Source organism: Dehalobacter sp., from assembly GCA_023667845.1.
GTDB lineage: Bacteria > Bacillota > Desulfitobacteriia > Desulfitobacteriales > Syntrophobotulaceae > Dehalobacter.
Window position 1 is genome coordinate 25,400 of record JAMPIU010000178.1, and the last position, 22,019, is coordinate 47,418.

At 43.9% G+C, this 22,019-nt stretch carries 19 protein-coding genes; 6 read left to right on the forward strand and 13 right to left on the reverse strand.

The genetic code is table 11. The annotated features are described in order from the left end of the window. Positions 1 to 18: 18 nt before the first annotated feature. A complete protein-coding gene (locus NC238_14885) occupies positions 19 to 366 on the reverse strand; it encodes an FtsX-like permease family protein (GenBank protein ID MCM1567193.1) in 348 nt (115 codons plus the stop codon). A gap of 173 nt (positions 367 to 539) precedes the next feature. On the opposite strand from NC238_14885, the gene NC238_14890 reads away from it, so the two are divergent. The 5 genes from NC238_14890 to NC238_14910 all read left to right on the forward strand — a co-directional run bounded on the left by NC238_14890 (position 540) and on the right by NC238_14910 (position 5,818). Continuing rightward, positions 540 to 1,019, forward strand: coding sequence for a DUF456 domain-containing protein (locus NC238_14890; GenBank protein MCM1567194.1), 480 nt, complete (start codon positions 540 to 542; stop codon positions 1,017 to 1,019). A gap of 201 nt (positions 1,020 to 1,220) precedes the next feature. Next, positions 1,221 to 2,960 (forward strand): ABC transporter ATP-binding protein/permease, encoded by a 1,740-nt coding sequence (locus tag NC238_14895; protein ID MCM1567195.1) that lies wholly within the window; start codon positions 1,221 to 1,223, stop codon positions 2,958 to 2,960. A gap of 178 nt (positions 2,961 to 3,138) precedes the next feature. Further along, positions 3,139 to 3,642 (forward strand): hypothetical protein, encoded by a 504-nt coding sequence (locus NC238_14900; GenBank protein MCM1567196.1) that lies wholly within the window; start codon positions 3,139 to 3,141, stop codon positions 3,640 to 3,642. Between the two features lie 88 nt (positions 3,643 to 3,730). Next, entirely contained in the window at positions 3,731 to 4,732 is a 1,002-nt protein-coding gene (locus NC238_14905; GenBank protein ID MCM1567197.1) for a DUF4474 domain-containing protein, read from the forward strand. Positions 4,733 to 4,849: 117 nt separating this feature from the next. Then, positions 4,850 to 5,818, forward strand: coding sequence for a DUF4474 domain-containing protein (locus NC238_14910; GenBank protein ID MCM1567198.1), 969 nt, complete (start codon positions 4,850 to 4,852; stop codon positions 5,816 to 5,818). A gap of 84 nt (positions 5,819 to 5,902) precedes the next feature. Here NC238_14910 and NC238_14915 read toward each other — a convergent pair whose 3' ends face one another. Continuing rightward, positions 5,903 to 7,018 carry a hypothetical protein gene (locus NC238_14915; GenBank protein MCM1567199.1) on the reverse strand — a complete coding sequence of 372 codons (1,116 nt, stop codon included), beginning with the start codon at positions 7,016 to 7,018 and terminating at the stop codon, positions 5,903 to 5,905. 91 nt (positions 7,019 to 7,109) lie between these two features. Continuing rightward, positions 7,110 to 7,874, reverse strand: coding sequence for a MerR family transcriptional regulator (locus tag NC238_14920; protein ID MCM1567200.1), 765 nt, complete (start codon positions 7,872 to 7,874; stop codon positions 7,110 to 7,112). Positions 7,875 to 8,027: 153 nt separating this feature from the next. On the opposite strand from NC238_14920, the gene NC238_14925 reads away from it, so the two are divergent. Next, positions 8,028 to 8,513, forward strand: a complete 486-nt coding sequence (locus tag NC238_14925) for a rubrerythrin family protein (GenBank protein ID MCM1567201.1) — start codon at positions 8,028 to 8,030, stop codon at positions 8,511 to 8,513. A gap of 593 nt (positions 8,514 to 9,106) precedes the next feature. Here NC238_14925 and NC238_14930 read toward each other — a convergent pair. The 10 genes from NC238_14930 to NC238_14975 form a co-directional block, all read right to left on the reverse strand. Further along, positions 9,107 to 10,984, reverse strand: coding sequence for an MFS transporter (locus NC238_14930; protein MCM1567202.1), 1,878 nt, complete (start codon positions 10,982 to 10,984; stop codon positions 9,107 to 9,109). A gap of 65 nt (positions 10,985 to 11,049) precedes the next feature. Continuing rightward, a complete protein-coding gene (locus tag NC238_14935; protein ID MCM1567203.1) occupies positions 11,050 to 11,439 on the reverse strand; it encodes a MarR family transcriptional regulator in 390 nt (129 codons plus the stop codon). A 350-nt stretch (positions 11,440 to 11,789) separates the two neighbouring features. Beyond that, positions 11,790 to 12,542 carry an SDR family oxidoreductase gene (locus NC238_14940; GenBank protein ID MCM1567204.1) on the reverse strand — a complete coding sequence of 251 codons (753 nt, stop codon included), beginning with the start codon at positions 12,540 to 12,542 and terminating at the stop codon, positions 11,790 to 11,792. A gap of 18 nt (positions 12,543 to 12,560) precedes the next feature. Next, positions 12,561 to 13,439 (reverse strand): Hsp33 family molecular chaperone HslO, encoded by an 879-nt coding sequence (hslO, locus tag NC238_14945; protein MCM1567205.1) that lies wholly within the window; start codon positions 13,437 to 13,439, stop codon positions 12,561 to 12,563. A 147-nt stretch (positions 13,440 to 13,586) separates the two neighbouring features. After that, positions 13,587 to 15,155 (reverse strand): hypothetical protein, encoded by a 1,569-nt coding sequence (locus NC238_14950; protein ID MCM1567206.1) that lies wholly within the window; start codon positions 15,153 to 15,155, stop codon positions 13,587 to 13,589. Continuing rightward, positions 15,155 to 17,245 carry an MMPL family transporter gene (locus tag NC238_14955; protein MCM1567207.1) on the reverse strand — a complete coding sequence of 697 codons (2,091 nt, stop codon included), beginning with the start codon at positions 17,243 to 17,245 and terminating at the stop codon, positions 15,155 to 15,157. Before NC238_14955 ends, NC238_14950 begins: the two co-directional genes overlap by 1 nt. Before the next feature lie 25 nt (positions 17,246 to 17,270). Continuing rightward, positions 17,271 to 17,849 (reverse strand): TetR/AcrR family transcriptional regulator, encoded by a 579-nt coding sequence (locus NC238_14960; GenBank protein MCM1567208.1) that lies wholly within the window; start codon positions 17,847 to 17,849, stop codon positions 17,271 to 17,273. A gap of 343 nt (positions 17,850 to 18,192) precedes the next feature. Further along, the gene (locus tag NC238_14965) at positions 18,193 to 19,158 is read right to left on the reverse strand and encodes a DUF4405 domain-containing protein (protein ID MCM1567209.1); all 966 of its coding nucleotides are present in this window, start codon (positions 19,156 to 19,158) and stop codon (positions 18,193 to 18,195) included. 781 nt (positions 19,159 to 19,939) lie between these two features. Then, entirely contained in the window at positions 19,940 to 20,470 is a 531-nt protein-coding gene (locus tag NC238_14970; GenBank protein MCM1567210.1) for a cob(I)yrinic acid a,c-diamide adenosyltransferase, read from the reverse strand. Continuing rightward, on the reverse strand, positions 20,471 to 21,982 hold the full coding sequence (locus NC238_14975; GenBank protein ID MCM1567211.1) for a cobyric acid synthase: 1,512 nt from the start codon (positions 21,980 to 21,982) through the stop codon (positions 20,471 to 20,473). Between the last annotated feature and the right edge of the window lie 37 nt (positions 21,983 to 22,019).

Genomic DNA, 22,019 nt, shown 5'->3' on the forward strand with positions numbered 1-22,019 from the left:
TATTTGCAAATCTCTTTCCTAATCTCTTGCACTCTGTAAGACCTCACCCATCGAGATTTGATTGATCTTCCTTCTACTTAAGGCTTTAGCCAGCGTATAGGTCAGGTAAATGATGATAAAGCCAACGATGATATACGGATAGCTGATCGTAACCGGCATTGCCAGATTGACACTCTCTGTCAACGACTTGAACATCATACTCATGGAAGCTAGGATCAGCGGAATCCCAAGAAGATAACCAATCACAATGATCCCTGATGAACTATTGAGTATCAGGGAATTCACTTCTTTTTTACGATAGCCGAATATTTTCAGGAGTGAGATCGTTTCTTTATTTTCCTCGATGACCAGCGATGTAACGATCAAACGCCCCCATCGGCTTACAGATCCTTTTGGTGCCCCGGATAGAATTAAAAAATTGAATTTTTCTTTCCAATCCAGTATATTTATACGGGTAAGCAGCAAATTCATTGGCAATTATATTGATTATTATCATAGAACATATGAATGATCCTATCTGAAAATGGAGGGAAGAAAGAATGGATACCATTGCTTTAATCATTGCGGTTGTTCTCTTTATTGCGGGTATTGTTGGAACTGTTCTTCCCGTTTTACCCGGCGTCATTTTGATCTATGCAGGAATGCTGGTCTATGGCTTCATGACAGGCTTCGCAACGTTAAATGCCTACTTTTTCATCCTGCAGGCCCTGGTCGTAATCCTGCTGTTCTTTGTGGATTATTTTGCCTCGGCTATCGGAACGAAACGCTTCGGCGGAAGCAAGCAAGCAGCCTGGGGCGCAGTGATCGGCACTATTCTGGGTTTGATCGTTCTTGGACCGCTTGGTATTATTCTTGGTCCGTTTTTGGGGGCGATTGCAGCCGAACTGATCCGTGGTACGGAATTAAAGAAGACAATCCGAATTGGTTTAGGTACACTGCTCGGTGTCCTTGGCGGTACGGCTGTCAAAATCGGTGCCGAAATCATTATGATTATCTATTTTTTCGTGCGCATCTATTAATGACTTTGCATAAATATTCTATAGAAAGCACATTTCCCCTTTGATTTTCTGACAGAAATATTAATTTCATTCTTTTCGCAGAATGGAATTTATCCGCCTGATTTTTTCTTTTTAATGAAATATGCTATACTGTTCCGAGAAAAGAGTAAGATTCCTGCAAGTATTTGCAGGCTTTATTTTTAGAAAGCGTGGCTCTGCAGCATGAATATCCTGAACCGTTTTGTTCGTTATTATAAGCCTTACCGCCTGTTGTTTTATACGGATATGCTTTGTGCAGTGATTGTCTCCGCCGTCGATCTGTCCTTCCCTCAAATCCTGAATCACTTAAGCAAAAATGTTTTTACTCAAGGCAGAGAAGTGATCCTGCACAGCATCGGCTTTTTCGGCGCAGCATTGCTGACACTCTACATAATCCGCTACTTTTGCCAGTATTTTATCACTTGCTGGGGCCATATCATGGGAGCCCGGATGGAAGCCGACATGCGCAGAGATTTATTCACGCACTTTCAGCGTCTGTCTTTCTCTTACTATGACCAGAACAATACCGGTGAGCTGATGTCCAGACTCGTCAACGACCTTTTTGACATTTCCGAACTGGCGCATCACGGACCGGAGAATATCTTTATTTCCTTCCTGAAAATTATCGGGGCATTTGTCTTGCTGATGCTGCTGAATGTGCCAATGACTCTTATCCTGCTCGCTGTCACAGCAATTATGGTGATTTTCAGTATTCAGCGTAACCTCAAGATGAAAACGGTCTTCCTGGATAACCGGATCAAAATTGCCAAAGTCAACGCAAGCCTTCAGGATAGTCTGGCTGGAATCCGGGTGGTAAAGTCCTTTGCCAATGAAGAAGCAGAAAAAATGAAATTCCGGAAAAGCAATCAGGACTTTCTGGCATCCAAAGCTGGCAGCTATAAAATGATGGGAGGTTATTTTGCCTGGAATTCCTTCTTTTCCGGGCTGCTTTATATTGTCGTCATTGTCTCCGGCGGCCTGTCCATTGCCGGTGGATCACTAACACTTACGGAACTTGTCATTTACCTGCTTTACATCAATATCTTTGTTCAACCATTGGAAGTACTGATTAATTTTACCGAACAGTTTCAAAAGGGTTTTGCCGGGTTTAAACGCTTTGAGGAAATTATGAAGACAAAACCTGATATTATCGAAAAACCAAACGCCCTGCCTCTGGAAAACGTCAAAGGTGAAATAGAATTTTCCAATGTTTCTTTCCGATACAACCTCGATGATGATGTCCTCCAGAATGTCAGCATCCGAATTCCTACCGGAAGTAAAGTTGCTCTGGTGGGTCCCTCTGGCGGCGGAAAGACAACATTGTGCTCCCTGCTCCCCCGTTTTTATGACGTTACCGAAGGAACCATTACGATTGACGGTAACAATATCCGGGATATCACGCTGGAATCCTTAAGAAATGCGATCGGGATCGTGCAGCAGGATGTCTATATGTTCAGCGGTACGATCAAGGAGAATATTGCCTACGGCAAAGCAAATGCCTCCGACCAGGAAATCATCGAGGCTGCCTGCAGTGCCAACATTCATGAATTCATCATGTCTTTGGAACTCGGTTATGACACGTTCGTCGGTGAACGGGGCGTCCGGCTTTCGGGAGGACAAAAACAGCGACTGTCGATAGCAAGGGTATTTTTGAAGAACCCGCCGATATTAATCCTGGATGAAGCGACTTCGGCACTGGATAATGAAAGTGAACGCTATATTCAGGAGTCCCTGTCCAAGCTATCGCATAACCGGACGACGATTATTATTGCCCATCGCCTGAGTACCATTAAAAATGCTGACGAAATCATTGTCATTTCGGATGAGGGCATCCAGGAAAAGGGCACACATCGCGCGTTGATTGATCTTAACGGGATCTATGCCCGGTATTACAACATGCAGTTCGAGGGAAACGATAGATAGCAAAACCAGCCGGAGTAAAGCAAAACAACGCAAACGTATTCAAAGTAATTGTTGTCCATGAGCTTAATGATCTGCATTATTTTGTCAAAAAATTTTACGGAAAATTTACTAAAATAAAATTATTGTAATTTGACAAAAATAAGTTGGGGTCATAATTGCTTATGGAGGTAAAAAAAGAATGGATGAAAAAAACAAGAACATTTTAGCTTCTGCCAAGAAAGACATGGAAGTCAGTGAAGAAATCGGTGATCTAAGAAGCCAGTTATCCGCAATGGAAAACACCATGAATCAGTTAAAACAAGTATCATTTAGTAGCTTTTCTTCTCAGGGTACAGTAAATCAGAACGAAATCATTCAACAGAGCCAACAGGCAGCCAATCAACTGCAGCAGCAAATTCAGGGCTTCCGTAACCAGACCCAGCAGCAGAAACAGCAGGCGGATCAACAGCTGCGACAAGCTATCCAAACGGCAATGACCGCTTTGACACAGGCCAATCAGCAGATCCAAGCTCACCAGGTACTGGAACAGATGGGTCAACTTATTGATCAGACTCAAGGCCAGTTATTTCAGATGAGCCAGCAGAGCCAAAATATGGTCAGCCAGCAGGGCCAGCAGCCTTCTCAGTATGGCCAAAGCATGCAGGGTCAGGGTATGCAGGGACAGAGCAGACCGAGTCATTAATCTCAATTTATCAATCCCCAGTATTTGCATACTGGGGATTTTTACATATTATATCCATATATTGGTATTCTATTAAGGAGGAAGGAAGATGTTATTATTTAACAGAGATGCCTCATATTCTTATCATCAAAGCATGCAGCAATCAACCTGGGATGAGTCAATAACTGAGACTGGGACTGGGACTGAACCTGATTCAGCACTAGCAACAGAAGAAAATAAATCTCATACCGGGTCTGTCTCAGTTGGCACCGGTAACGAAGACCTTGATGAAATCATTGAAATTGCCGGTTATTCCTATGATGCGCAACAGGATATTTTTATCTCGAATATGAAGCCCTGGCAAAGGTATATCGGTTACTGCCGGCTTTTTGATGAGGCTGCCGCACCGCTTGGCATGATTATCGACTGTGAACCCATAACCTTTGATTACCTCAACGAAAAGTGGATGGTTGGCCTTTGGAAAGGTCAATATGATTTGGTCAGCGGCGGTGAAATCGGCCTGTATAAGTCAAACGGTCTTGTTTACCAGTCGGTCAACGATAAGGAGCTTCTGGACATGTCGTATACCATCAAGAAGAATGGAAAAGAACTTTTTTCCAGAAAAGCAAAACATTGGTGGCTGACCGGTTTCAAACTCGGCGAATTTGCTGAGCCGGATGAGCTGACAATGGATATCTGCCTCACATTAAAAGATGTTAATATGAGGAATGCTTTTCTCGCAGGAATGCGTAAAGCCGGCTACAATGAGCACGATTTAGCCGTACAGGATAACAGCGTAAGCTTCACGTTCGATATCCCCAAGACGGCCCAGCCCTGGACACGCACACGATTGACTGATCAGTTGATCCAGCGCAAAAATAAATTCTTATGTGAAAAATATCAGGAAATGACCGGCTCTGAGGGTACCGTCCAGGAAAGACTCAAACTGTTGGAAAAACAAGATCCTGGAATGTACAAAAAAGTGAAGAAAATCGGCAAACGCACCCCTTCTCTGGAAGCCTGGATGGAAGTATTGATGACAGCTCTGATTATTATCCTCTTCTTAAGAGCCAATATCGTGAGATTACAACGTTTAAGCATTGAATCCTAAAATTCTATTCATTTTAAAAATTTTATTAGTCACGGACAAACCTGTTCCAGAGTTTGTCCTTTCTACATAAAATGTCATTGTCAAATATTCTAAAAATCTGTTTAAGGGGCGAATCCGATGTTATTTCACAAACCCAACGCTTTCATTCGCTATCCTATTCAAACCGGGGTCTCTAATCCGGAAATTGTGAAAAGTCTTGCGGTTCCCGCTCAAGGTACCGGTGACCCCGATTTGGATCAGGTAATTGAAAATGCCGGTTATCGGTATGATCCGAAACAGGATATTTTTTACGCGACTTTAAATCCATGGCAAAGGAATGCCGGGTATTGCCGAATTTATGATGAGGTATCAGCCCCGACGGGTATGATTATTGATTCTGAACCGGTTTATTTTGAATATGACGGCAAGAAATGGATGATTGGCTTCTGGAAAGGTCAGTATGATCTGGTAACCGGCGGAGAAATCGGGATTTATACCGGGGCATTTCATTTTACGCTTCCGGGAATTTTCAGCGGAATGTTTTATAAATCCGTAGACAACGATGAATTGCTGCCGATGTCCTTCGTGTTAAGGAAGAATGGAAGCGTGCTCTTTACCCGATCAGAAAAACACTGGTGGCTGACAGGTTTTAAATTAGGCGAATTTTCTGATCCTTCGGAATTAACGATGGATATTGATCTTGCTTTTCCGAATACAGCAATGCGGGACGCTTTTCTAAACGGTTTAAGAGATGCCGGATACAATGACCAGGAATTTTATTTTTCCGGAAATAACGTATCTTTCACTTTTGCCAAGCCGCATACCGTCCAGCCAAGAACGCGGAAATCCAGTACAGACCGGCTCATTCAGGCTAAAAACAAATTGTTATGTGACAAATATCAGGAAATCACGGGTCCTTATAGCACAATGCAGGATAAAATGAAAGCGATTGAGAGCCTGGCCCCACAGTTATATCAAACCGTCTTAAGACTCGGAAAGAGCAAGGAATTTTATGAATTGTGGATGAAGGTTCTGATCCTGGGTTTAGTCGGCCTTTTTGGTTACAGAAGAAGCAGAGAGCTTTTCGAACATCAAAGAATCAGTTGATAGCAGCAATTATCGGGACAAAAGGTCCCTTTTTTTTGCCTATTTTTAACGATCCCCTCCCAAACCTACCTCTATATCTCTTCGTTATTTAGGAATAAACAGTTTGTTATGATGACAGCATTCAAAGAATCTTTTTTTATACCACTTGACCGCCTGATAAAAATGATACCAGTCTGATTCTGCAAAATGATCAGCAAGAATCACATTGTCTACTCTCCTGTTATTAAAGGTTTGGGGATTAAAATTTTGAAACGCTTTTCTCAGCCATTCACTCTCCTGATAGACAATGCCAGGCCATTCATTTTTCTGAAACATCCCGTATTCAAGCATGAAGGCAATCCAGCTTTCTTCCCTGTTTTTATCCGAATCTTTATTAATCAGCTGGCTCATAAGCTTAGGGGTATCATCAAATTGATAATTTGAATCACGGAATTCAGGATGTTTTTTTAAATAAATCTCAAGGTACCCTTTTATTTTGGCCAAAGACCGCTGATACCTTTCTTTGTTATCAATCTCCACAACGGTGTATCTGCCCGCGAAGGCATCGCTGCTGTCATACCGATACGACCAAACAAGGTAAGGCAGATCAGGAAAGGTCAAAGCCTGCCCGTGTCCATAAGCGGGCACAACACGGTCAAACATTTCGTCATATTTTTCTCCGCATAACTGTTTAAACAAATACAGAATCAGATCAGGTATTCCTAAGTAAACTTCATTGCGCGCTCCGCAATGATTAATATCATTCACTTTGCTGAGCACGCCGCTGAAACCCTGATGCGAAAAAGTGTCGGCATAAGCATGCAGAACAATCCCAAATTTAATCAGATTATTGTCGTCCAGGGCCTCATTTAAAAGTGCCAAGACCACCGGCGACTCCTCTTTACAGCGGAGTTTCTTCGTGAAGTTTTCTCCTTTGCAGCCAGGGACAAAATGAAAAGCACAAGTATTGTTGATCATTGCCTCGTAATTAAACGTTTTTATTTTAAAATAGGAATGACAGGTTGCCATATTTAAAAAAACAGCACGGTTATCAGAGCGGTCAACGCTGACTTCCGGTGCCGGATTTTGAATCGTCATCAGATTGATTTTGGCATCATCGACATATTGCGAAGCATAGGCAATTTTTCTGGAACTTTCCTTGTTGAACCCGCATGACCTGCAAAATGCCAAAAGCGCATAATAATGAATATCTCTTTTCAATAGAAGGTTCCTCCTTTGCCATGTCCATCTTGATCTTATAAAAACCTTCAAGATAATATATGGAAATGGCAAAACGGAAGTGAACCTTTTTCTATTCCTTCATCCCGGTATAGATAAGAATCGCATCTCGTAAAAAGACTGCTGTCCCAGGCTGCTTCTTATCATAGTAGGCTGTAAACCTTGGGTCATCAACATACATCTGTCCCAGACCGGCATGTGCTTCTTTGCTATATTCCTTCCAAAAATAGCTCAGCCAGTTACGGTGCAGATCTGCGGCTTCCTGAGCAAGCCCGGAGCCAGGATCACCTGTTTGGAAAGCAGCCTCCAGCTTTTCCGTAATCATGACAGAAAGCTTAGTCATTTCTTCATACTCCTCAGGTTTCATGCCCTGAAATTTTTGATTGGACTGATCGACAACATCATCTCCATATTTTTGGCGGATTTCCTCCCCATAAGCTGCTTCATTTTCCTGAATCATCTTTTTCTTGAATCCTTCAAATTTTTCTTGGTCAGACATGGTCATTCTCCCTTCATAAGACGCAATCGTTTTCTCAATATTCACGATCAGACTTTCAAGCTGCGCTTTTTTTTGCAGCAGCTGTGAAAGGTGCTCCCGAAAAGCTTTTAGTTCATTAAAAGACGGTGAATTGATCACTTCCTTAATCATTTCCAGCCCCATACCCAGTTCACGATAAAACAAGATCTGCTGCAGCCTGTTTACTTCCGCCTGTCCGTATAGGCGATAGCCTGAAGAATTAACCCTGGCCGGCTTTAGAAGCCCCATCTGATCATAATACCTGATTGTTCTGGGGCTAATGCCTGCCAACCGGCTAAGTTTTCGTACCGAATATTCCACACCGCTCACCTCAAAATCAGGATACACCTTGACGCTGCGTCAATGTCAAGAAAAATATTTTCGATGCTTTGGGACAAAATAGGATATAATATTACAATTATAAGCTATTTATGGTAATATCATGAAAGTGAAGAATAATAAGGAGGGATTTATATGACGTCGCAAGACAATATGAAAGAATCTTTTGCAGGCGAATCTCAAGCTAACCGAAAATATACCGCTTTCGCTCAGAAAGCTGAAGAAGAAGGATATAACGGCGCTGCCAAGCTATTTCGGGCAGCAGCTGAAGCTGAAGCCCTGCATGCGTTAAGCCAGATGAAAGTGCTGGGTATGCTAAAATCAACAGAAGAAAATCTCAAAGCTGGGATTGATGGTGAAACTTTTGAGTTTACCAAAATGTATCCGCGTTTTCTGGAGAAAGCAAAAGACGAAGGCAATTCTGAAGCACAAAGAGTTTTTCACTTAGCTAACGAGGCTGAAAAATCGCATGCCGCTTTATACAAAGACGCACTTAAAGATTTAACCGCAGACAATGACTACTATTACTGCCAGGTCTGCGGCTATATCCATAAAAACGAAGCACCGGAAAAATGCCCCGTTTGCGGTGCACCTTCTTCAAGATTCAAGAATGTCCAATAAACCCATCAAATATGCTGTTGCAACGCTGCCGACAATTTTGCCGGCAGCGTTTTTATTGTTTGGGCTCTGTGTTAAATGTTAGGGGTAACCTAAACAAGAGTATATCTTAACCAATATGATGCTGATTTTTGAGTTAAGCTGAGGCTGACGACATGGTGCCATCCGCTTGTCGGCTGTTGTGCCATCCATGGCACAAACAGCCGCGTTCCGCATCCAAGCTCCACTTGGCGCGGACAGCACCGTGTCGTTGATATCCCGTCCATTTAATCTTCATGTAAAGAGACAGATCTTCTTTGCTGGGGCTTATTGCTGCTCTGGATGCTTCAAATATTGTAGCCTTACACAGATATGGAGTCGAGCGTTAAGTGTCAGTGGCGTTAAGCGAGCAAAAACCGCAGCGTCAAGACATGCCAACGGTGAACATTCTAAAAAGCCCAGAGGTTTTGGCATGTTAGCGAGGATTTGTGCGAGTAGCCACGAAAACGTGCAAGCGGAATATCTGTGTAAGGCTACAATTGCCCAAGAATTTGAAAAGAAGCGACTCAAAATATGAATTCTCTATACGTGCGGCTTGTGTTTAGCTCTATCCTTGCTTATTGACCGGTTTTTCTTCGATAAAAGCACAGGAAGATCAAGCCAATTAGAGAAGAAATCGTAACTGTCAGATACACCTGCTTAAATCCGCTGTTTAAGGTTTTTTGGAATTCTGATTCAATGACTGTGCTTCTCTGATCAACCTCCGCGAGATAATTTTGTTTGGCTGTGTCAAAAGCTCCCGGGATGGCATCTTTTAAGACCGTCATTTTTTCTATCGTATCCCGGAAGGATACGCTTGACTGGGGCATCGATTCCACAACCGTAAGCTCATCAATTCCGTTTTGAATCCCGGTTTGAATATTCGAAATCATATCCGGAGCCATGCCAGCAAAGAAGCTCCCTGCAATCAATTTGCTGTTCTCCGTGATGGTCGTAACGTCAGAAGATTTTATTTTCTCCATCAGCTCGTCAGGAATTTGATAGTCACTGCTGCTGTTCATATTGATTTCAATCTTTTCCAGATAGGAAAAGTCAGACATATCGGCGGTTGCCAGAACATTTTTCATCATTGGATTGCCTTTCATCTCATTAATTTCTGTTGTAAGTTCCTGCGCATATGGCAGTCTCGGCATGGAGACTTCTTTAGGCAGCAGGTTCATCACATTATTCTGAACTTCCACTCCGGCATGTGCCAGAAAACCAACCATGATCGCAGGCGCAATCGCCGTTCCGATCGAGCGGACAAGCGACAAGGCTGCGAGTGCCGAATTGGACTCTTCATCTTTGGTATTTTCCAGCATCATATAGTTTAAAGGCGTCCCCATCGTAAAGCCCATACCAAGGCCCATGAGAACCAGGCTTATGTTTACCGTCAGCATACTGGGATGGTCAGCTGTGACAAAGATTAAGAACAACGAACCAACCAAAGAGATCAAAAAGCCGAGACCTAAAATCAGTTTAGGTCCGTATTGATCAATCAGCTTCCCGGATATAGGAGCGCCAACCCCTGCAAACAAACCAAGAATGATGACGAAATAGCCGCCGCTTCCGGAAGCGATTTTCAGTGAGTTTTCAGCAAACTGCGGTACAAAAATCATCCCCATTAACACAATTCCGGTAATAAAGGCAATGATAAAGGTGATCATGATCCGTGAGTTTGTAAAATACGATAAGTTCATCACCGGATCCTCCGCCTTTTTCTCAGCCAGGATAAAGAAAGGAACAAGAAGCACAAACAGGATTAGGAAAGGATAAACACTCGTACTGATTAAAGTTGACTTGAAATCAAAAAAGTCAATATTCTTGAGTCCATACATTAAAGCGAGAATCATCACGGTCAGAATCAAGATTCCGCCGATATCAATCTTTTTGACATTGTCATTTCTGTTATTTGGCAGACAGAGGAAGCCGGCGATTAGGATAAACAGCGTGATCGGCAGATTCACATAAAAGATAAACTGCCAGTTACTGCTGCCGAAGATATCCAGAATGGCACTGCCTGCCGAAGCTCCGAAAATATTGGCAATCCCGTATACTCCCCCAACCAGTCCCAGGGCCATCCCCCGTTTTTCCGGAGGAAATGTTGTACCAAATTCAGCAGTCGCAACCGGAAGGATTCCACCTCCGCCAAACGCCTGGACGACTCTGGCCATAAGCAAGACCGTAAAGCTGTCAAACCCCTGAGCTAAACCGCAGAACAATGATCCAAGACCAAAAAGAAAGATACTGGCAAGATAAATGTATTTGCGTCCGAACATATCGGCAAGTTTACCCATGATCGGAATACTGGCCGCATAAGCCAGTGTATAAATCGTAATCATCCAGATCCCGGTTTTTTCATCGACCATCAAATGACTTTGAATAACTGTTCTGGCCGGTGTGACAATTCCCGTGTCAATTGCACCCATAAAAATGCCGAGCAGGTATAGAATCATAATGAGAACGAAGCTGTTTTTTGTATTTGATTTGTTCAATTTGCTTAACTCCCATCTTTAGATTTTTAATTGGTCAAAATTTTCTCGCATTCGTTGACAGCTTTCATGCTGTTGGCAGCAATGACCGACATTATTTTTTGGAACTGTACGATGTCTTCTTTGTTAAGTCCTTCATAGATGGCTGTATGCCAGTCAGTCAGGATTTCCTGCATGTTGTCCATGATTTCCAATCCCCTTGGCGTCAGGGTTATTATTTTCTCGCGGTGGTTTTCAGGGTTTATCATTCGATTCACATACCCTTTTTCTTCGAGCTTGCTTAAGCTTTTGGCAACCGCTCCCTTGTCAATCACAAAAAAAGCGGCAATCATATCTTGATTTACCTGATCGTTTTTAGATAAAAACATCAGAATTTCTTGTTCCGAATGCCCCAAATGATATTTACTCAACCTTCTCATTGAATAAATGCGATTAAACCTAAATATGACCGACAGGTCTTTCATCAGCAACACGAATCACCCCTCTTTACATATAGTTGTCCTTGCAACTGTTGTACTAACAACTATCTTATTCGTTTTTTTTATGTCTGTCAATAGACGACATCAACCCACATCAACCCAATACATATAAAAATCTCTGATAGCGTGGACAAGTACAATCTAAAGAATAACCATAAGAATAACAAAATAACAAGATAACAAGATAACAAGATAACAAGATAACAAGATAACAAAAATCCGTTGAAACAATATTTCAACGGCGGTGCATCAGTCAATATATTCAGTAAATATACCCGAAGCAAGGATTTCTAAACAAATTTTTCTTTTTGCAGTTTATAGAGAAAATGCAACAGTATTTTTTGCGGCAGGATTTTCGTAAAGACAAAGGCAGCCTTCATTAATATCCCGGGAATAATCACCCTTTTATGTTTAAGCATCCGGTCAACCGTATACCTGGCTACATAAGGGCTGTCCAGTGCTTTTACCCCAAACGTGATCTTGGCATTTTGTTCAAACTCGGTATGTACCGGCCCTGGACACAGTACTCCTACATACACTTTGCTGTTTGTCTTTTGCAGCTCCTTATATACAGCTTCCGTCAGTCTCAGCACATAAGCTTTCGAAGCATAGTAGGCAGCCATCAAAGGCCCCGGTAAAAAGGCAGCTGAAGAAGCCACATTTAATATATATCCCCGGTTACGCCGCTTGAAATCCTGCAGAAACAGTTTCATTAAGATATGAACTGCTTTGATATTGATCTGGATCAATTCCAATTCTCTGGTAAGGTCCGTCTGATCAAATTCGCCGTACACAGCAAACCCGGCATTATTGATCAGTATATCAATCTCCTGATTTTTAACCAGGTCATAGAGTCGGAAACAGGATTCCTCCTGCGCAAGATCGAGGCTGATCGTCTGGACATTGCAGGAAAGCTCTTCCTTTAATTCTTCCAGCCTGTCAAGACGCCGTGCAACCAGGATTAAATCATACCCTTTCGTGTTCAGCACTCTGGCAATATCCCGGCCAATACCTGAACTGGCCCCGGTGATTAAGGCTTTCATATCCTGTACTGTTCCTTTCTACCTTGTGGCATCCTTCAACTTCTGAAGTTCCTCTCTCGAAAACAGGTAGGTCTCGTTGCAAAAATGACACTTGGCTTCCGCCTGGCCGTCGGTTTGAATGATCTCTTCGATTTCCTCTTTGCCTAAGCTGGTCATCGCATTGCCGATCCGCTCCTTGGAACACTGGCATTGAAATTTCACCGGCATTTTCTCCAGTACCTGAACATTATTTTTGCCTAAAATTTCTCCCAGCATTTCCTCTGGCGTAAACCCATGCTGAATCATCGTTGAGACCGGGGTAATTGTTTTAAGATGTTCTTCAATTTCAGAAATAGTCTCTTCGGCCGTTCCGGGCAATAGCTGGATAATAAAGCCGCCGGAAGCCTGAATAGTATGATCCGGCGCTACCAGGACACCGAGTCCGACCGAAGAAGGAATCTGTTCGGATTTGACGAGATAATAGGTAAAGTCTTCCCCGATCTCTCCGGAATATAACGGAACCTGCCCTGTAAAGTAATCCCGCATACCCAGGTCCTTAACAACAGACAATGTGCCTTCAGAACCTACAGCTCCGCTAACGTCTAATTTCCCGATCCGATTTAGATCCAAATGCGTTTGAGGATTGGTGACATAGCCCCTGACTTCCCCGTGCGCATTGGCGTCAACCAGGATAATACCCAACGGGCCGTTGCCTTCAATTTTGACAGTCAGTTGTTCATTGCCTTTGAACATTGCCCCGAGCATTAGACCGGCGGTTAGTGTCCGGCCGAGTGCCGCCGATGCTGTCGGCCAGGTCTGATGCCTGCGCTGGGCTTCACCGACGGTTTCCGTCGTCAAAACTGCGTAAGCGCGTACCTTGCCGTCATAACCCAAAGCCTTAATCAAATAATCGTTCATTTCAATCTCCTTATCTATCGTTGAAATTGATCTTCAAGGACAAACAAAAGGCTGAAGAAATCTGTCATCAGCCTTAGAAAAAGCTTTTTTAACACCGTCACTATTAGATCATAATTAGCACGAAAGTTCAATATTCTCTGAAAAAAATCAACGAAATAGATGGATAAAACGCTCCCAGAACGATAGCCTTCCTGGCTCCGTGACTGTGGCCTTTTCATCTGCTGCAGCTTTCAAATCCGGGGTCCGGATAACAAACTGAATACTTCTCGGGGAAATCTGCGAGGACACAAAAGATACCGGCTTTATCTCATTCCCGCTGGCAAATGAAAGTGTTTCCAGCAATCCGGAAGCTTCGTCAATACCGTTTTTAAATTGTTTTTGCCCGTCTATCAATTTTTGAACCTGATCAGGCAAAACCGCTGAACTGGATACTAGCTGATTGAAGCCGTCGGTTATCGCAGCTGTACTGTTGGCCAGTGCCACAGCACCTGTTTTTAATTCCGCCCCCTGCTGCGCAAATTGATCCAACCCTGCTGAAAATTCAGTAATACCTTGCGCAGACTGGGCTACGCCCGTTGTATAGTTGGACAGGCCGGTGCCATATTGGGATAATTGAGCCTTCATGGTTCCGATCTGCTGGAGGTAAGCCTGTCTTTGTTCAGCGGGCAGAGAATTCAGCAATGGAGTTAATTGATCCATCATGGCAGTTATACCGGAGGAAAGGTTGGTATACTGAGATGCAAGTTCCTGTCCCTGCTGGGAAAGCTGAACTGTACCGCTGCTGATCTGCTTAAACTGCGACGCGAGACTCGATGCTCCGGCTGAATATTGTTCTATCCCCCGACGCATCGTGCCGGTTCCCTGCTGAAGTTTGGCAGAGCCCAAAGCAATACTTGCCATGCCTTTATTCAATTCGATTAAACCGTCCTTCAGCTTCTCCGTACCGGAAACAATTTGCCCGGCTCCACGTGACATTTGCGTTATACTTCCGGTATCCATGTTAAGATTCAGGAAATTGGAACTGTCAAAATAGGAGCAGGTCATCGTCATGGACGCCATCTGGAACTTTTCAGTATCATAAACCACTGTATATTGAGCATTTTTCTGCGGAAGCACCATGTAGGCCAGCGTCAGGGTCTTGCCGGAAATCATGGCGGAAGCGCCTGATGAAGAAAGAACCGTATTTTCATCCAGATCCAGCGGCAGCTGGACCTGACAAAGATAGTTCTCTCTGTAATACGCTTTGGCTTCAGCATTTGGCTGAACTTTGAGCGTAATTTCAATCCTTCCTTCTTTGCCGACAATGTCTTCGGGCTTAACCTTCTGGCCGTTCAGCCGATAGGTAATACTAAACGCAAACGGCAGTTCTCCCTCAGTCAGTTTGCCCTGATAGTAGAAACCTTTGTCCCGTGCCGGCAGCTGCCAGGAAATTCTGCCATCGGCGAGCACAGGAGTTTCACTGCCGGAAAGGTTGGTAATCGAATCGTAGACACCGTAGTCTAGGTAAATGCCGGACTCAGGCGTATCAATCCTATTGACGACTGTAATGCCGGAAATACTCCCATCCGTTTTCAGGTCCGCATAAACGGTCTCATCTTTGACAACGGTAATATTGGGGTTGCTTGCTGTGCTCTCTGTATCTGAAGCAGATGCGGATAAAGAAAATACGGGAACCAGCAGCATTACAGTCAGAAAGCATGCGATCGGTTTTTTCATCAGATTGTCTCCTCCCTCCCACTTTCTTTCACAGAGAAAGTGGTCTTTATGATGATCTTATCAAACGTCATCAGCAGTACCGGCAGCAAAACAAGGACCATCAGTCCTGACAGTGCGGCTCCCCTGCCCAGCAAAATTCCAATATCGCTGATTGCTTTAATCTGGGAAAGCAGTCCTTCCGCAAAACCCGCCACGGCAAGAATCAGAGCTGAGATCATCACTGTGTTTCCGGCAGTATTCAACGCTGACAGCACTGCATCTCTGGGTTTTTGCGTCTTCCTGAATCCGAGATAGCGGTTGGACATCAGGATCCCATAATCGATTGTTGCGCCAAGCTGGATGGAACTCACCACCAGATAGCCGATAAACACCAAGCTTGATCCCTGAAAATATGGGATACCCATGTTGATCCAAATAGAAGACTCAATAACGCCGATCAGCAGAATCGGAACAGAGATAGAACGGAACGTCAGTAGAATAATCAGACCCACGGACAGAATTGAAAACAGGTTAACTGTACGCGTATCATATTCAACCGTATTCTTAATATCGGCAATACTGGTGGCATTCCCGGCGGCATACCATTCGTCAGGGTAATACTTCTGCACCGACTGTTCAAGTTCTGTAACGGCTTTGGAAGTCTCGGGCCTTTCACCGGTAATGTTCATAAGAACGATCATCCGGGTATAATGTTCTGACAGGAACATATCCTTAACGCTTTGCGGCAGTAAAGAACGTGGTACAGCAGGATCTGCCAGCGTAACCAGGGTCTGAACATCGCGGATATATTTCTGTTTCTTCAGTTCCTCAGCCAGCTGAATTTCCGAAGAAATATCATCATTAGGTATAAGTACAACGACAGGATTATAGATGCCGAAGCGGCTTTCAATGTTCTTTCTTTCCTCGGCAATGGTCCCCTCACTGGAACTTCCGGAAGTATTGCCATATAAAAAGTCGGTATTCTTTTGTGCCAGGAAAGACGGAATAATAACTATCAAGGCCAGGGCAAACAGTAGATATTTTACTTTAATTGCACCCTGCCCTATCTTCTTAAACGGTGGAACGAGGGGTCTGTGCCGGGTTTTATCAATTGTTTTGTGGAAGATCGCGATCAGAACCGGCAGCAAAATGATCACACTGATATAGCTCAGACAGATTCCTTTAATCAGTACCAGTCCAAGATCTTTCCCAATCCCGTACTGCATAAACAGCAGGGCTAAAAAGCCTGCTACAATCGTCAGTGCGCTCGCCGAAATAGACGACAATGTATTTTTTACCGCTTTGACAATTGCAGGAAGAAACTCTGCCCCGGCATCCCTTTCCTCTAGATAGCGGTGGCAAAGAAACAACGAGAAATCCATCGAAATGGCGAATTGCAGCACCGCGGCAATTGAATTCGTAATGAAAGATATCTCAGGGAAAAAAGCATTCGTTCCGGCATTGATAATCACGGAAATACCAATGACGGTTAAATACAGCAGCGGCTCTATCCAGGAGTAACATGCCAACATCAGGATGAGGACGCAGAGCGGAATAACGACGATCATGATTTTGGACATTTCCGCAGCCAGTACTTCCCGCATATGGCTTGAATCTTCAGCTTCTCCTGTGATACTGGCCTTTTCACCTAAAGAAGCCCGGATCGTCTTCAGGGCGTCCCCTGTTTCCGAGGCATAATCCCCCTGCGCAAATTCAACCTGAAATAAGGCCGCACCATCTTTGTAGTAACTATCCAGATAATCCCGGGGAATAAAGGATTCAGGGACTGTGATATCCGTGACATCGTCCAGCCAAATCACGTTTTTCACACCCGGAACCTCTTTGATTTTTTCCTTGGCAAGCGCGGCCTCTCGGATAGAAACATTTTCTATCATAACCTGAGCAGTTCCCGGATAACCAAATTCCTTGTTCACAAGTGTAATTGCCTGCTTGGTCATGGAGTGTTCCGGCAGATATTCCGCCAAATCATAGTTGACTTTAATACTGGGTACAAGCGTAATGCTGACGATGATGATAGCCAAATAGGTCAATAAAACCGCCCGTTTATGGGCAATAAGAAGCTTCACAAGCTTTTCTATAAGCAGCTGCATACCCGTACCGTCCTTTACCGTTCTTTTAAATCCTCTTTAGAATATCCCCAATAATCAATAAAAGGAATTTGTTCAACAGATTAGCCAGACGCTCTTCATCCCCGCCATACTTATTAAAAATATTGATGATACCTTCAATAAGCGCCACGGCCAGGGAATCGGCAAGCAGCATATCGCTGCCGGGCCTGGAACTGGTTAAGAACAAATCGTTTTCCAGACGCTGCTTAACAAGCTCAATCAGTTCCGCCTTTATATTTTCGTATTTAGAGCCCTCAACACTCTTCATCAGGATCAAAAACTGCGTTCTGTTATCCAGAAACACCTTGGTCATCGCTTCCGTGACATAAGTGATGCTTTGCGTCGACAGACTGCTTTTATCGGATATGTTAATGAATACCAGTTTCCGAAGCTGTTCTATGGTAGACTGAAGAATATTATCGAGCAGGTCATCCTTACCGGAAAAATAGGAGTAAATATTCCCTACGGTAATCCCGGCTTGCTGCGCAATATTCCGCATTGAGGAATGGCGGTATCCTGAGACGAGAAACTCCTCTTCCGCTGCCTCAATAATCCTTTTTTTGATTTCTTCTTTTGGCACTTGCATAAATAAACACCCATTCATTATTCTTTGTTTCAGTATATCGCGGTGGAAATCCAGTGTCAATATTAAACATAAGTTCATTTATGCTGCGTTATTCTTATTCTATGTGGCCGTATCCTGGATATGTATCTGTTTGCTCATCATATTTCTTCAGATTTCACCTCGTAGTGGACACCCTTGCTCTGGGCTGACGTTTGCCAACTGCCAGCCCCCATAGCATACTTTCACCGCCTAGTTACACGCCATACATGGCGCACAACAACAAAACAACCGGGGTCAAATCGGTTGTTTTGCTTAGCCTTGCTTAATATCTATATTTTCCTATCCTTGCAGCGTCATTGTTTGCTTATATCCCGTAAAGTTCCTGATATTCCTGTTCTGCCGCCCTTATTTCACCTTGAGCCTTATCACATTGCGGATACAAAAGAGAGCAGTTTTTATGGCAACCGTTACAGTGCAGCTGGGACAGGTACGCATCAAGACTGATTTTTTCTTCCGAACCGGTGGTATCATCAACAGTTACATCCGTAGCGGCATTATTTACCGAACCAATAGCATCAGCGTCTTCTGATTTATTATTGCTAATCGATATGTCCCCGGTGATACTGCTTCCAGTAACACGATTGTCAGAAACTGAACCCTCCGAATAGGTTATGTTTTCATTATATTGGCCTTCTGTCGGGGAGTCAGTCCTGTTTGGGGATGTACTTTGCGATGTCGTGATCTGGGTCTCTGCAATTTTGCCTAATTGATTCTCATCGCTTGCCGAAACTGTTGAAAGAACCCGGGTATACAACATGACGACCAGCAGGCATGCCGCACCAAGGCGAACCAGTGTCTTCCTGACATTGCGTTCTTTTAGGTTTATGATGATCCTGCCGACTGATTTTACGAAATAGCTGGCATGAATTGCAAGATGGGTGATCAGGAAGCCCAGACAGACGTATGATGTGCATTTATGGATCAGATAGATCCATTCACCATGAATCGTATCTGAAGGAAACAAAACCTTCGATATCAGAACTCCCGTAGTCACGATAATCGAAATACTGATGAAGATTGCGAGATTCAAAGCATATTTCATCTTTACGGAAACTGCGGTCCTATTTTTAAGCTTATTTTGTATCAGATTCAACGTTGTGTTTTTCACCCAGGATCCGTTCAACAGAATATGGATACCGAAAAGAGCAAAAATAAATAGCCCTGCAATCTCATGAAAAGCTAACCCGGTTCCAAAAGCATCCAGCAAGAACACAAAAAGTATGCTCATCGCAATATCCAATACAATCTTTGTCACTAATTTGCTGCTCATTCAACCCTCACCTAACCGTTATGTATTCGTATCAATTTCTAATACGATCATTCTTATCTTGCTATGTATTCTATACGGCTCCTGTGTTGGTTCTATGGCAGAAAGATGACAATTTTATGAACAATCCGTCTGCACAAGAATAATACCGCCGAAAGGCGGTATCGTATAAATAAGGCAAATGCAAATTGCATTTTAAATTGATTCTAATGCCTTTCTTAAACGTACACCCTTGTTGGCACACAAATAAACGGCCTCCTCGCATTGATGCGAAGAGGCCTTAAGTGTATAACCCGCAAAATTCCTCATGGACACAAACAGATAATTTTACTCGAGTCACCTACTTTAATCAAAACACATGGAATCACAAATGGGACTTACGCTACTTTCTCTACGCCTTTCTCAAGAATCACCCGGATAATGGAGTCTAGAAATGGAGCCTGGTGAAAACCTAAGGTCAAGGTAACAAACGAATCTACTGAAACAACATACTTGTGAACCTGAACGTTAACTGGAAATCGATGGACCTCAAACACGAATCTTAACGGAAAACTGAGGAATTTTGCGGGAAACTAATCTGAATAAATAAAGCCAACCCTGAAGGTGGCTTTGAATCCGTCCGGCAACATCCCATACATCCCTCTGACCTGTGCCTCGAATTCCAACCTGACCTGTCAGCAAAAGGTAACACTGTATGTTTTTAACCATCATGTATTATATTTTCTGATTTTAGTATAAAGCGGAGACCGGATTCTTGTCAAGATGGAATCGAGGCTGTCAAATATTACCGTTCAATGCCGAGGCGCGCTTTGATCCCTTTATCATAAGGATGTTTAACTTTCTTGATCTCAGAGACATAGTCGGCTAAATCGAGCAGCTCTTCCACAGGCCCCCGTCCGGTCAGCACAACCTCAAGCCCTTCAGGTTTCGTCCGCAAAAATTCAAGCAGAAGCGCACGGTCAATCAGGTCATAATTATAGGAGGCTACGGCTTCATCAAGAATCAGCAAATCGGCTTGGCCCTCACGGCACGCTGAAACCGCTTGCTGCAGGATCTTATTATAAACGGTCCTGCGCTGCTCCTTCTGCTCATTTGTCTCCTGATTATAGAAACCAAAGGACTCTTCACCGCGCAAAAACGTTATCCCCGGAATTTTCTCCAGGGTATGCAGTTCCCCAGTATCCTGGCTTTTTAAGAACTGGACGATCAATACCCTGCGCCCTCTGCCTGCACACCTGACTGCCAGACCGAGGGAAGCGGTCGTTTTTCCTTTGCCGTCCCCGCAGTAAATATGAATAAGACCCTTTTTCATCAATTATACACCTGCCTCCAAAATATCCACGATCGCAGCCATGTCGACGTGTTTTCGGATTTCATCCGCCAATCGGTCATACTGCTGCTCTTTATATTGTTTATAGCTTAACCGTTTGAGGCTTGTTGAATCCAACCCCTTTTTATTCAACAGACATTCGGCAATTGCTACAGCGACTCCTTCTTCATCAAATATGCCATGAACATAGCTGCCCATAATATTCCGCTTCCGGACGCCTTCTGTCTTTTGCACCTGAAGGCCTGACTCGATGTCGATATGCGTCAGAGGCTCGGTATCTCCTGTTTCTGTCACGCCCATATGAATCTCATAACCGTGGAAACGGATCGCGGATAATCCGGCAAGAACACCATCAAGCTGACTGAACCGACCTTCCACCTGCGTCCTGGTCTTCTGTTTGGAGAATATTGTCTTCATATCCAGCAGACCCATTCCCGTGAGACTCCCGCCCTCTTCTACGCCAAAAGGATCTTCCAACGTTTCTCCAAGCATTTGGTAGCCTCCGCATACGCCAAATACAATGGTTTCCCCGTCAGCAGCCTGCTTTTTAATCTTCGCTTCCAGACCGCTCTGACGCAGCCACAACAAGTCAGCCATCGTATTTTTCGTCCCTGGCAAGATGATCATGTCCGGATTCTTCAGCTCAGCCATGGATTTTACATAGCGCAGGGAAACTCCGGGAATCAGTTCGAAAACGTTAAAATCAGTAAAATTGGACATCCTTGGCAGCCGGATCACTGCAATATCTACTGCTTGCACTGTTTTGTCCACAGCAATTCTTTCGGATAAACTATCTTCATCTTCAATGTCGATATTCAGATATGGAACGACACCGATGACCGGAATATTGACTTTTTCTTCGATCATCCGCAGCCCGGGCTTCAGAATTTCTACATCTCCGCGAAATTTATTAATCACAATGCCTTTGATCATTTTCCTTTCATCTTCACTTAAGAGCATCACCGTGCCGTAAATAGATGCAAAAACGCCACCCCTGTCAATGTCGGCAACAAGCAGGACAGGAGCTTTAGCCATTTTGGCCATCCCCATATTAACGATATCATCCTCCTGCAAGTTAATCTCTGCGGGACTGCCTGCTCCTTCAATGACAATAACGTCATTGTTCTGGTCAAGCGTCTGATAGGACGCCATAATGTTTGGAATGAGCCTGGTCTTATATTTAAAATAGTCTGCTGCATTCATATTACCCAACACTTCACCGTTGACAATGACCTGCGAGCCCTGATCATTCGTCGGTTTCAGAAGGATCGGATTCATCAGGACACTGGGTTCCTGCCCGGCAGCTTCTGCCTGGACAACCTGCGCTCTGCCCATCTCCAGTCCTTCTTTGGTAATGTAGGAGTTCAAGGCCATGTTCTGGGATTTGAAGGGCGCTACCTTATAACCTGCCTGTTTAAAAACACGGCACAGACCTGCCGTGAACAAGCTTTTTCCGGCGTTGGACATTGTTCCCTGAACCATGATTGATTTGGCCATCGTGTGACACCCGCTTTCCTGTTTGTTATGTTAGTAT